This is a genomic window from Mixta hanseatica (assembly GCF_023517775.1).
Classification (GTDB): domain Bacteria; phylum Pseudomonadota; class Gammaproteobacteria; order Enterobacterales; family Enterobacteriaceae; genus Mixta; species Mixta hanseatica.
On the sequence record NZ_CP082904.1, the window covers coordinates 206,076 to 218,257 of the forward strand.

The 12,182-nt window shown below is 58.2% G+C and carries 8 protein-coding genes and 1 pseudogene; 6 read left to right on the plus strand and 3 right to left on the minus strand.

All coding sequences use genetic code 11. The features are described from left to right. Nucleotides 1–20: 20 nt before the first annotated feature. From K6958_RS00935 to K6958_RS00945, 3 genes are all read right to left on the minus strand, one after another. Entirely contained in the window at nt 21–2,108 is a 2,088-nt protein-coding gene (locus K6958_RS00935) for a TonB-dependent siderophore receptor (RefSeq protein WP_249892934.1), read from the minus strand. Next, complete coding sequence (locus K6958_RS00940) at nt 2,101–3,201, minus strand: ABC transporter substrate-binding protein (protein ID WP_249892935.1); 1,101 nt, start codon at nt 3,199–3,201, stop codon at nt 2,101–2,103. Before K6958_RS00940 ends, K6958_RS00935 begins: the two co-directional genes overlap by 8 nt. A 428-nt stretch (nt 3,202–3,629) precedes the next feature. After that, nucleotides 3,630–4,217: a hypothetical protein gene (locus tag K6958_RS00945; protein WP_249892936.1), complete on the minus strand. Its 588-nt coding sequence runs from the start codon at nt 4,215–4,217 to the stop codon at nt 3,630–3,632. A 42-nt stretch (nt 4,218–4,259) separates the two neighbouring features. On the opposite strand from K6958_RS00945, the gene K6958_RS00950 reads away from it, so the two are divergent. From K6958_RS00950 to kdpD, 6 genes and pseudogenes are all read left to right on the plus strand, one after another. Next, the gene (locus K6958_RS00950; RefSeq protein ID WP_249892937.1) at nt 4,260–4,550 is read left to right on the plus strand and encodes a hypothetical protein; all 291 of its coding nucleotides are present in this window, start codon (nt 4,260–4,262) and stop codon (nt 4,548–4,550) included. Between the two features lie 325 nt (nt 4,551–4,875). Continuing rightward, nucleotides 4,876–4,965, plus strand: coding sequence for a K(+)-transporting ATPase subunit F (kdpF, locus tag K6958_RS00955; RefSeq protein ID WP_249892938.1), 90 nt, complete (start codon nt 4,876–4,878; stop codon nt 4,963–4,965). Beyond that, nucleotides 4,965–6,644, plus strand: a complete 1,680-nt coding sequence (gene kdpA, locus K6958_RS00960; protein ID WP_249892939.1) for a potassium-transporting ATPase subunit KdpA — start codon at nt 4,965–4,967, stop codon at nt 6,642–6,644. Before kdpF ends, kdpA begins: the two co-directional genes overlap by 1 nt. A 15-nt stretch (nt 6,645–6,659) precedes the next feature. Next, nucleotides 6,660–8,708, plus strand: a complete 2,049-nt coding sequence (gene kdpB, locus K6958_RS00965) for a potassium-transporting ATPase subunit KdpB (protein WP_249892940.1) — start codon at nt 6,660–6,662, stop codon at nt 8,706–8,708. A 10-nt stretch (nt 8,709–8,718) separates the two neighbouring features. Beyond that, a pseudogene (gene kdpC / locus K6958_RS00970) lies at nt 8,719–9,296 on the plus strand (potassium-transporting ATPase subunit KdpC). A gap of 71 nt (nt 9,297–9,367) precedes the next feature. Continuing rightward, on the plus strand, nt 9,368–12,046 hold the full coding sequence (kdpD, locus tag K6958_RS00975; protein WP_249892941.1) for a two-component system sensor histidine kinase KdpD: 2,679 nt from the start codon (nt 9,368–9,370) through the stop codon (nt 12,044–12,046). Nucleotides 12,047–12,182: the final 136 nt, after the last annotated feature.

Genomic DNA, 12,182 nt, shown 5'->3' on the forward strand with positions numbered 1-12,182 from the left:
CTGCGCCCTTTATTCAGCTATCAGAAGTCAACGCTGGCCTTGAGCACGATTTCACGGGGTTCGCCCACCGCCACGCGCAGGTTATTGCCGCTGGAAGGATACCAGGTGGTATCAAACAGATTTTTTACGTTGACCTGCCACTTCACTTTGTAGCTATCAATTGGCGTACTCCAGGCGACAAAGGCATCGGCGACAGTGTAATCATCCAGATAAAAACTGTTGGCGGCGTCGCCAGCACGTCGCCCAACGTAGCGCGCGCCGATCCCTGCCCGTAGATCGTCCGCCGGCAACAGTCCGGTCTGGCCAAAATCGTTAGTCAGAAACAGCGCGGCGGTATGACGGGCGACATTGGCCAGCTCGTTGCCGTTATTCTCCGGATCGGAGGTAACGCGCGCGTCGGTCCAGGCATAGCTGCCGATCAGGCTCAGGCTGTCGGTCAGCTGGCCCGCGATATCCAGCTCAACGCCCTGTGAACGCACCTTGCCCGCCGTGCGGGTGACGGTTTCGCCATCAACCAGCTCGCTGACCATCACGTTGCGCTTGTGAATATCGAACAACGCCAGGGTGCCGGTAACCCGGCCCGGTAGATCGATCTTCGCGCCCACTTCATACGCTTTGCCGAGCTCCGGCGGCAGCGCGCCAATTTGCGTGGCGATCGAGGTATTCGGCTTAAACGATTCGGTATAGCTGGCGTAAAGGCTCGACCAGCTGTTGATGTTGTAAACCACCCCGGCGCGCGGCACCAGACGGCTATCTGACGCTTCGGTATTGGTTTTAAACGGACGACCTTTGCCGGACATCACATCGAAACTGTCGTAGCGCAGCCCGCCCAGTAACAGCCAGTTATCGTTCAGGCGCATCGCATCCTGTATAAACCAGCCACGGCTATCTACGTTTTCCCGCTGATCGCTGTCTTTGGCGCTCACCGTGGTGGAAGCAGGCATCACGCCGTAAACCGGATCGTAGATATTGAATGCACTATCTTTCGTGCCGCGGATCATATCGCCGCGGAAAGTACGATCCGCTTCGTAATCAAAACCGAACAGCAGCTGATGATTGACCTGGCCCCAGTCAACGTCGCCGTTAAAGGTCAGCTGCACCATTTGCGAACGGCTTTCTGCGGCGGCGGTAGCATCCGCCTGACGCGTCAGAATGCCGGTCTCGGCGTTAAAGGCGGTGGCCCGCGCCTGATTATCGCTGTAGCGATTGCGGCTAAAAGCGTAAGTCAGCTGCGAACGCCAGCGATCGCTTAGCGTTTGCTCCAGCTGAAAACTCAGCGTGTCCTGATCGCCGCGCGTGGCGTTATAGCTTTCATCAAAACGGCGTTCGCGCGGCGTATCGACCGGCTTACCGCTGCGCGGATCGATAACCGTACCGCGATCGAACGGCGTCAGATACTCCATATGCTCCCACGCAACGCGCACGGTGGTGTTTTCGCCATACCACATCAGCGAGGGGGCAATCACCGTCTGGCGGTTGCGGCCAAAGTTGCGCCAGTAATCGGTTTCATCATGGTCGATAATCATGCGGCCAGCGAAGCCGGTGGTGCCCAGCGGCCCGGTAACATCCAACTGACCGCCGCCGCCGCCAAAGCTGCTGCTGCGTCCTTCCAGATGCACCTGCGGCGTTAGCTGCGGCTTTTTGCTGATGACATTAATCAGGCCGCCGGGTTCATTCATGCCGTACAGCATGGAGGAGGGCCCTTTTAGCACTTCTACCCGCTCGCTGGTGGGCGTGAAGTTGCGCGCCTGAATCGAGCGCACGCCGTCGCGCAGAATCGAGCCGTCACGGTTATCGCCAAAGCCGCGTTTGATAATAGCATCCTGCGTGCCGCCCAGCGTGTTGGACTGAGTCATGCCGCTGACAAAGCTCAGCGCTTCATCCACATCCTGCGCAGCACGATCGTCAAGAAACTGATGTGGCACTACCGTCACGTTTTGCGGCGTATCGATAATCTTCATCGGCGCGCGCGCGGCGGTCACGCTGCTGTGCGGCTGATAGCTGGCGTCATCATGACTTTCCTGCGTCACTAACAGCGTATTTTCCTCAGCCTGCAGGGCTGGCGGCAGCAGCAGGCTGGCCAGCAGGCAAGGGGCGATTTTATTCATTAGGTAATTGACTCCAGAAGGTCCCTGAAAAATCCAGCGGTAAAGACTGCTGGTAAAGTTGCTGCATGGTGTGTTGCGGATTGATGTCAGCGAACAGCTGCGGATAGAGCATTTTGGCGATCCATTCGGTGGCGACGACGTGATAAGGGCTGAGATAGAAGTTATGCCACAGCGCGCCCGCGCGCCCGTTGCGCACCGCCGCCAGCTGTTCGATCAGCGGCTGAGCCGTCATTACCTGTTGAAAGCTTGCGCTGGCCTGCTGCGCATTCACCAGCGGCCCCAGCGCAACGGTTCTGGCATCGCTTCCGGCGCGGGCCATACCGGTAGCGATATAGACCTGCGGCTGGGCGGCCAGCACCTGCTCCGGGTTGAGCTCGCCGAATACCCCTTTAACCGTACCCGCCGCGATATTATCGCCGCCGGCAAAGGCCACCAGCTGACCGAGGTTGCCGTTTACCGCCGTCGTGCAGCAGGTATCGCGCCGCCCCAGATGCAGGTGCAGCATCACCGTGGTGCGCGGGCCTTGCCGGTTCGCCAGGCGTTGCTGGATGCGCTGCATATGATGTTGATAAAAGGCGCTAAACGCCTGCGCGCGCTGTGGCTGGTTCAGCAGTTCGCCAAGTATTTTTATACTGGGAAGGGTGTTATGCAGCAGATCGACGCGTAAATCGACGGTGACCACCGGTACGCCTGCCTGTTGCATGACTTGACGAAAACGCGCCTCTTCACCGCCGGTTTTCGCCAGCCTTGGCAGGATCACCAGATCGGGATGCAGTTGTAACACACGCTCGGCGTTCAGCTCGCGCAGGCTGCCGGAGCCCAGCTGGGGAATCTGCGCCATCTGCGGAAAGCGCTGCAGATATTGCTGCCAGCTTTGCGCATCATACTTCGCCATATCGCCCGGCCAGCCGGCAATATGCGCCGCTGGATAGTCGGGTTGCAGCAGCGCCAGCGTATAAAGCATCCGGCTTTCGCCCACAACAATGCGCTGCGGCCGATCGGGAACGGTAACAGTAGCGCCTGTAATATCAATGATTTGCCGCGCAAAAATCGAGTGGCTGAGCAGTAACAGCAGGAAAAGGAGTTTGCGCATGGGTAGATGTAAGAAAATGGAAAAGCAAATGATAATTAAAATCACTTACCATCTCAACATCTACCGCTGCGTTGTGACGCTGAAGGCGAACGGGTGAAAGCCGGAAGAGGGAGCAAACCTTATAAATTTTAGAAACGGTGATAACAACCAAAATAGTGGAGAAACGGAATAACTTCTTAGCCCGATGGTGGTTTCAGGTCCAGTGGCGCTATTATTGCCCTGATTTATGGTGATTAACTGGCCTCAATGAGTTTGCGATATCGCTCATATTCTTGGGCAAAATAATCAATTTTCCGCGGTAATTCCTCCAGATATAACCCTTGTGAGACATAGTCACCCGGGTTTCGTTGCAGCTCGGCTACTAGTTGCTCAACGATAAGGTAGAGAGGGATTTTATGTTCCGCCTGAAAGCGCCTGAATGCCCTCTCTCATATAAATGACACAAAATAATCTATGTACTGTCTGCCCTGTCGGAAAGGGAGTGTATGCAACTTTTCCAGCATAAAGTTGAAGGCTGGAAGGGCCAGCACACGAATACGCTCAGCTTCGGTCAGCTTGTCTTTTCCTATCGGTACAGTGGCATTAGACAAGCGCGAGCGTATGCAGGCAACTGGGTTGAGTACCCGAACAAGTTCATGACTCATGGATGCCCCGTGGCGATCAGGCATAACCATAAAAGGTTCTGTATTGAGCGCGAGTTTATCGCCCATAAAATCCCCTGGCTCGAAACCTGTAGGTCGGTCAATAATGTCAACAACATTCGCCTCGTTTAACCGCTCGTTGAGAAACTGGCCCTGTGTATCTTCTTTGACCTTGCCGGTGTCTTTGTCGATCAGATTCAGGACTGCGATAGACGGGGGATTAAAAATTTCCTGAACCCTACCTTCCACGTTAAATATCTTCGCAATGACTTCGACCCCTTCCTTTCGGGTTACATAATCGACATCGATTGAAGTTATGGCTGTTAGATCAGGCTGTTGGGGATAAAGATGAAAATTTCTCAGGTACCAGTACATAACGGCCTGACCGCCTACCGTTATAACAGGAGATGGGAGCTGATGAGCGTTATCGATCAGATAACGGTTGAGTTTGATGATCTGCTCTTCAGGGGTATGGAATACAAAGACATAAAAAGAGCCCACCGTTATGATGCGCTTATTGTAACACTTAACCAGTGCGGGACAAGAAGTCCTGTTTTATTAGAAAAAGGTCAGGCTGCGGCCCCCACTGACAGGCACAATCCCGTCAGGGCGTTTGTCCAGCACGCGCCCGGGAGCCAAACCATTTCGGACGGCTTCAACCCGCTGCTGATACTCACGCTGATGTCTTTTTTTATCGTCTTGAGCTGACATGATTTATCACCGGTTGCTGAGTGGTCTTTATTTCATCGCTCAAATATACGCCTGCATGCAACTTCTGGCAAATCCTGTGCATTAGTCGGCTAAGAGCCGTAAATGTATGGACAGGGGCAGTATGATTAAAAAGGTGGCAGGAACATCATGCCCTACAACCATAGGCAACGACCTTATTATCGTTAAACAGCGGCCCGCCAGAATCCGCCTGTTTTTCCGCCGTTTTTATACTTTTTTTACACCCCGGCCCGGTAATTTAACGCTAATTTTATACCCCTTTTTTTATCCTTGCGGCTAACTGAAATGCGCCGTGGAGGTGGCTGTGAGTATTGGAATTGTGGCCGGTATCGTGCTGCTGTTTTTACTGCTGGGGTATTTAATATATGCCCTGATCAATGCGGAGGCTTTCTGATGATTGCCTCCGCATTTTTACTGTTAGCCAGCTATCTGGTGATTTTATTGCTGCTGGCAAATCCGTTGGGCAAGGTCATGGCGGGCATGGTACGCGACAGGCCGCTGCTGCCGACGCTGGAAAGCGCAATATGGCGACTGAGCGGCGTCGATAAAAAGAGCATGGGCTGGCTGCACTATCTGCTGGCGATTTTGTTGTTTAACGCGGCGGGGCTACTGCTGCTGTTTATTATTCTGATGACGCAGCAGGCGTTGCCGCTTAATCCGCAGCATCTGCCGAATCTGAGCTGGCACCTGGCGTTGAACACCGCCGTTAGCTTTGTCACCAATACCAACTGGCAATCCTATGCCGGTGAAATCACCATGAGCAACTTCAGCCAGATGGCGGGACTGACGGTACAAAACTTCCTGTCGGCAGCCACCGGGATTGCCGTGGCGTTTGCCCTGATACGCGGCTTCGCCAACAAATCGTTGGCCACGCTGGGCAACGCCTGGCGCGATTTAACGCGCATCACGCTGTTTGTGCTGCTGCCGATCGGCCTGATTATCGCGCTGCTGCTGGTGAGTCAGGGCGTAGTGCAGACGTGGAACGCCAGCGTGGATCTGCACACCCTGGAAGGGGCAAAGCAGACGCTGGCGCTTGGCCCGGTCGCCTCGCAGGAAGCGATTAAAATGCTTGGTACCAACGGCGGCGGCTTCTTTAACGTCAACTCGGCCCATCCGTTTGAAAACCCCGGCGCCATCAGCAACATGATTGAAATGCTGGCGATCTTACTGATCCCCGCCGCGCTCTGCTTCACCTTTGGTGAAGTGGTCAGCGATCGCCGTCAGGGACACGCGCTGCTCTGGAGCATGAGCCTGATGTTTATCGCCGCGGTCGCGGTGGTGATGTGGGCCGAGCTGCGCGGCAATCCGCACTTCCTGACGCTGGGCGCGGACAGCGCCATCAATATGGAAGGCAAAGAGACGCGCTTCGGCATCCTCAACTCCAGCCTGTTTGCGGTGATCACCACTGCCGCCTCGTGCGGCGCGGTGAACGCCATGCATGACTCTTTCACCGCGCTGGGCGGCATGATCCCGATGTGGTTGATGCAGCTGGGCGAGGTGGTATTCGGCGGCGTCGGCGCCGGTCTGTACGGCATGCTGCTGTTTGTGGTGCTGGCGGTATTTATCGCCGGGCTGATGATCGGTCGCACGCCGGAATACCTTGGCAAAAAAATCGATGTGCGTGAAATGAAGCTGACCGCGCTGGCGATCCTGGTGACCCCGACGCTGGTGCTGCTCGGCACCGCGCTGGCGATGATGAGCGAGGCCGGACGCGCAGGGATGGCGAACCCCGGCACCCACGGCTTTAGCGAAGTGCTGTATGCCGTCTCCTCGGCGGCCAACAACAACGGCAGCGCTTTCGCCGGACTCAGCGCTAACACCCCGTTCTGGAACCTGCTGTTGGCGTTCTGCATGCTGGTGGGCCGCTTCGGCATCATTATTCCGATTATGGCGATCGCCGGTTCGCTGGCGGCGAAAAAAATCCAGCCGATCAGCAGCGGCACGTTACCGACTCACGGCCCGCTGTTTGTCTGTCTGCTGACAGGCACCGTGCTGCTGGTCGGCGCGCTGACCTTTATTCCTGCGCTGGCATTGGGGCCGGTGGCAGAACATCTACAACTGATTTCGCGTTAACGGGCGGAGAAGCTAATGAGTCGTCAACAACAGGCGCTGTTTGATGCGACGCTGATGCGCGTCGCGATCGTCGACGCGTGCAAAAAACTGCATCCACGGGTGCAGTTTCGTAATCCGGTTATGTTTCTGGTTTATTTCGGCAGCGTGCTGACCACGCTGCTGGCGGTGATGATGGCAAGCGGGCAGCTTGCCGGTGAGGCGGGTTTTACTGGCGCCATCGCGCTGTGGCTCTGGTTTACCGTACTGTTCGCTAACTTTGCCGAAGCGCTGGCGGAAGGGCGCAGCAAGGCGCAGGCCAGCAGCCTTAAAGGGGTGAAAAAAACCAGCTTTGCTAAAAAGCTCAGTGCGCCACGCCATGATGAATCCTGGCAGCAGGTAGCGGCGGAAACCCTGCGCAAAGGCGACTGGGTGCTGGTTGAGGCGGGCGACATCCTGCCGTGCGACGGCGAAGTGGTAGAAGGCGGCGCCTCAGTGGATGAAAGCGCCATCACTGGCGAATCAGCGCCAGTGATCCGCGAATCGGGTGGTGATTTCGCTTCGGTGACCGGCGGCACGCGCATTCTTTCCGACTGGCTGGTGATCCAGTGCAGCGTTAACCCGGGCGAAACCTTTCTTGATCGCATGATTGCGATGGTGGAAGGGGCGAAACGGCGTAAAACGCCCAACGAAATCGCCTTAAGCATCCTGCTGATCTCGCTGACCATCGTCTTTCTGCTGGCGACCGCCACGCTGTGGCCATTTACCGCGTGGGGCGGCCATGCGGTCAGCGTCACGGTATTGGTGGCGCTGCTGGTCTGTCTGATCCCGACCACTATCGGCGGCCTGTTGTCCGCTATCGGCGTGGCGGGGATGAGCCGCATGCTGGGCGCTAACGTGATCGCCACCAGCGGGCGGGCGGTAGAAGCAGCGGGCGATGTGGATGTACTGCTGCTGGATAAAACCGGCACTATTACGCTGGGCAACCGTCAGGCGACGCATTTTATGCCGGCGCCCGGCGTCAGCGAACAGCAACTGGCGGATGCGGCTCAGCTCGCTTCACTGGCGGATGAGACGCCGGAAGGACGCAGCATCGTGGTGCTGGCGAAGCAGAAATTCAATCTGCGCGAGCGCGATCTGCAAAGCATGGACGCCACCTTTATTCCCTTCTCGGCGCAAACGCGCATGAGCGGCGTTAACGTGCAGGGACGTAGCATTCGCAAAGGGGCGGTGGACGCGGTGCGCAAACATATTGCCGCTAACCATGGCGTGTTTCCGCAGCAGGTAGCATCGTTGGTTGAAGAGGTCGCGCGTACCGGCGGCACGCCGTTGGTGGTGGCGGAAAATGAGCAGGTATTAGGTGTTGTTGCGCTGAAAGATATTGTGAAGGGCGGTATTCGCGAACGCTTTGCCGAACTGCGCAAAATGGGCATTAAAACCGTGATGATCACGGGTGATAACCCATTAACGGCAGCGGCGATCGCCGCCGAAGCGGGCGTGGACGACTTTCTCTCGGAAGCGACGCCGGAGGCCAAACTGGCGCTGATCCGCCAGTATCAGGCGGAAGGGCGGCTGGTGGCGATGACCGGCGACGGCACTAACGATGCGCCGGCACTGGCGCAGGCGGATGTGGCGGTAGCGATGAACTCCGGTACCCAGGCAGCGAAAGAGGCGGGCAATATGGTCGATCTCGACTCTAACCCCACCAAGCTGCTGGAAGTAGTGCATATCGGCAAGCAAATGTTGATGACGCGCGGCTCGCTGACCACCTTCAGCATCGCCAACGATGTGGCGAAATATTTCGCCATTATTCCGGCGGCTTTCGCCGCCACGTATCCGCAGCTTAACCAGCTTAATGTGATGCATCTGCATTCGCCCAGCTCCGCCATTTTGTCAGCGGTAATTTTTAACGCGCTGGTGATTGTATTTCTCATTCCGCTGGCGTTGAAGGGCGTGAGCTATCGTCCGCTGAGCGCGGCGGCGCTGCTGCGCCGTAACCTGTGGCTGTATGGCGTAGGCGGACTGCTGGTACCTTTCGCCGGCATCAAGCTGATTGATATTGTGCTCACCCTGCTGGGCTGGGCCTGAGGAGAAGAATATGTCCATTTTACGTCCTGCTCTGACGCTGTTGATTTTGCTGACGCTGTTAACCGGCGGCGTGTATCCACTGGTTACCACGCAGCTGGCGCAGTGGCTGTTTCCCGCGCAGGCTAACGGCTCGCTGCTGCCGGAGGCGAACGGCGCGCGCGGCTCGGCGCTGATTGGCCAAACCTTTACCCGGCCCGACTATTTTTGGGGACGCCCTTCCGCCACGGCGGAAACACCTTATAACGGCGCGGCTTCATCGGGCAGCAACCTGGCGGCGAATAACCCGGCGCTGGATCAGGCGGTGCGCGAGCGGGTAGCGATGCTGCGCGCCGCTAACCCGCAGGCCAGCCGGACGGTGCCGGTCGATTTAGTCACCGCTTCCGCCAGCGGGCTGGATCCGCAGATTTCACCAGCGGCGGCGGAATGGCAGGCGGCGCGCGTGGCGGCGGCGCGTCAGCTGCCGCTCAGCACCGTACGGCAGCTGATCGATGAAAATACCGATCGCCGCTGCTGAAATTTCTTGGCGAACCCGGAGTGAATGTGGTGAAACTAAACATGGCCCTGGATGCGTTGGCTTCCGTTCGCTAACGATAAATAGCGCTGTCTTCGGTCCGACGCAGGCAAGCGGTAATTAACCTCATATTTTTTCAAGGAGAGGCATGAACGACGAGTTAGCCCGCCCCGATCCTGATGCGCTGTTGTTGCATGGCAGCCATCGCGGCAAGCTAAAAATTTACTTCGGCGCCTGCGCGGGCGTCGGTAAAACCTTTGCCATGCTGCAGGAGGCGCGGCGGCTGCGCGCTCAGGGGCTGGATGTGCTGGTCGGCATTGTGGAAACGCACGGACGGGAAGAGACCGCGCGCCTGCTGGAGGGATTAATGGTGCTGCCACGCCGGGCAACCGGTCGCTCGCGCTATGAGGAGTTCGACCTGGATGCGGCGCTAGCGCGGCAGCCGGCGGTGATACTTATGGATGAGCTGGCGCACAGCAACGTGGCCGGCTCGCGCCATCCGAAACGCTGGCAGGACATTGATGAACTGCTTGAGGCAGGCATTGATGTCATGACCACGGTTAACGTTCAGCATCTGGAAAGCCTGAACGATGTGGTGGGCGGCATCACCGGCATCCAGGTGCGCGAGACGGTGTCCGATCCCTTTTTTGATAAGGCGGATGAAGTCGTGCTGGTGGATTTGCCGCCGGACGATCTGCGTCAGCGCCTGAAAGAGGGCAAAGTTTACGTTGGCGATCGGGCGGAGCGGGCGATCGAGAATTTCTTCCGCAAAGGAAATTTATTTGCCCTGCGCGAGTTGGCGCTGCGGCGCACCGCCGATCGGGTAGATGAACAGATGCGCGCCTGGCGCGACGTGCAGGGGCGGGAAAAAGTGTGGCATACCCGCGACGCTATCCTGCTCTGCATTGGCGATCACACCGGCAGTGAAAAACTGGTGCGCACCGCTGCCCGGCTGGCGTCGCGGCTGGGCAGCGTCTGGCATGCGGTATATGTCGAAACGCCCCGGCTCTATCGGCTGCCGGAGGCGCGGCGGCGTGCAATTCTGCGTACGCTGCGGCTGGCGCAGGAGCTGGGCGCGGAAACCGCCACGCTGGCGGAAAGCGATGAGGCGCAGGCGGTGCTGCGTTACGCGCGCGCGCACAACCTTGGCAAAATCGTTATCGGCCGTCGGCCCACGCGCCGCTGGCGGCGCGACAGCTTCGCCGATCGTCTGGGCCAGCTGGGGCCGGAGCTGGATCTGGTGGTGGTCGCGCGGGAAGAGGCGACGCGCGACGCGCCGGACGTACGCAATGACGCGCGCGGCGTTGGCGAAAAGTGGGCTACCCAACTGCGCGGCACGCTGGCCGCGCTGCTGCTGTGCGCCCTGATTACCGCCATCGGGCAATACTGGCTGACCGGTTTTGACACCGCCAACGGCGTGATGATCTATTTGCTGGGCGTGGTGATTATCGCGCTGCGCTACGGGCGCTGGCCGTCGGTAGCGGCGACGGTAATGAATATCATCGCCTTCGACCTGTTTTTTGTGGCGCCCACCGGCACGGTGGCGGTCTCCGATTTACAGTATCTGGTAACCTTCGCGGTGATGCTGGCGGTGGGGGTGATCGTCGGCAACCTGACGGCTGGCGTGCGCTATCAGGCGCGTGTGGCGCGCTATCGTGAACAGCGGGCGCGCTATTTGTATGAAATGGCCCGCTCGCTGAGCAGCGCGCTGCGCTACGAAGATATTGCCGCTGCGGGTCAGCGTAGCTTGCAGGCGACGTTGCAGGCGCGTAGCGCACTGCTGTTGCCGGATGAGAACGGCGAGTTAACCATTGTCGGCGACAGTAGCCTGACGCTGCCGCCCGACGGCGCGATCGCCCGCTGGAGTTTCAGCAAAGGTCAGCCGGCCGGCGCGGGCACCGATACGTTGCCCGCAATGCCATGGCAGATGCTGGCGTTAAAAACCCATGATAAAAGCTGGGGGCTGCTGGTGATTGAACCAGACAACCTGCGTCAGCTGATGATCCCGGAACAACAACGGCTGCTGGAAACCTATTGCGTGCTGCTGGCGAACGCGCTGGAGCGTGTCGCCCTGACGCGTAGCGAGGCGGCTTCCCGCCTGGCGGCCGAGCGGGAGCAGCTGCGCAATGCGCTGCTGTCGGCGCTGTCGCACGATCTGCGTACGCCGCTCACCGTGTTGTTCGGTCAGGCGGAAATGTTGATGCTCGATCTCGCCGGCGAAGATTCAAAATTTGCGCCGCAGGCCAGCCAGATCCGCGAACAGACCCTCAGCACCATTCGGCTGGTGAGCAATATGCTGGATATGGCGCGTATCCAGTCGGGTGGATTGAATTTACAACAGGAGTGGCTGTCGCTGGAAGAGATTGTCGGCAGCGCCTTAACCCAGCTTTCAAGCCTGTTGCCGCATGACAACGTGCAGCTGGCGCTGCCGGAGCGGCTGGTATGGCTGCATGGCGACAGCACGCTGCTGGAGCGGGTGTTTATTAATTTGCTGGAGAACAGCGTGAAATATGCCGGTCCGCAAACGCCGCGCGGCATTCGCGCCACCGAGCAGGGCGGAAGGCTGGAGATTGAAGTCTGGGATAGCGGGCCAGGCATTCCCGCCGGGCTGGAAGAGAAAATTTTTGATAAGTTCTCCCGCGGTGATAAAGAGTCTGCGGTGCCGGGCGTCGGTCTGGGACTGGCGATCTGTAAGGCGATTATTGAGATGCATCACGGCGAGATCGGCGCTCAGCCACGGCCGCAGGGCGGCGTCAGCTTTTTGATTAACCTGCCGCAGACCGCGCCGCCGCCGTTACCGGAAAGCGTACATGAAGCGCTGCAATAACCTAATCACATTTCGGGTATGGCCTGATTTGCGTTGCAGCCAGCGGTAATAGTGTGAGTCGCTGCGAACCTGCGCCAGTAAATAGCCGGGATGAACGAGGAAAGTCAACGCGCATGCAACTTGAAGTATGACGGGT

What these genes read in the sequence shown, in the direction of transcription:
- K6958_RS00935 (WP_249892934.1), bottom strand. Translation starts at nt 2,108, where the DNA reads ATGAATAAAATCGCCCCTTGCCTGCTGGCCAGCCTGCTGCTGCCGCCA.
- K6958_RS00940 (WP_249892935.1), bottom strand. Translation starts at nt 3,201, where the DNA reads ATGCGCAAACTCCTTTTCCTGCTGTTACTGCTCAGCCACTCGATTTTT.
- K6958_RS00945 (WP_249892936.1), bottom strand. Translation starts at nt 4,217, where the DNA reads ATGTACTGGTACCTGAGAAATTTTCATCTTTATCCCCAACAGCCTGAT.
- K6958_RS00950 (WP_249892937.1), top strand. Translation starts at nt 4,260, where the DNA reads ATGAGCGTTATCGATCAGATAACGGTTGAGTTTGATGATCTGCTCTTC.
- kdpA (WP_249892939.1), top strand. Translation starts at nt 4,965, where the DNA reads ATGATTGCCTCCGCATTTTTACTGTTAGCCAGCTATCTGGTGATTTTA.
- kdpB (WP_249892940.1), top strand. Translation starts at nt 6,660, where the DNA reads ATGAGTCGTCAACAACAGGCGCTGTTTGATGCGACGCTGATGCGCGTC.
- kdpD (WP_249892941.1), top strand. Translation starts at nt 9,368, where the DNA reads ATGAACGACGAGTTAGCCCGCCCCGATCCTGATGCGCTGTTGTTGCAT.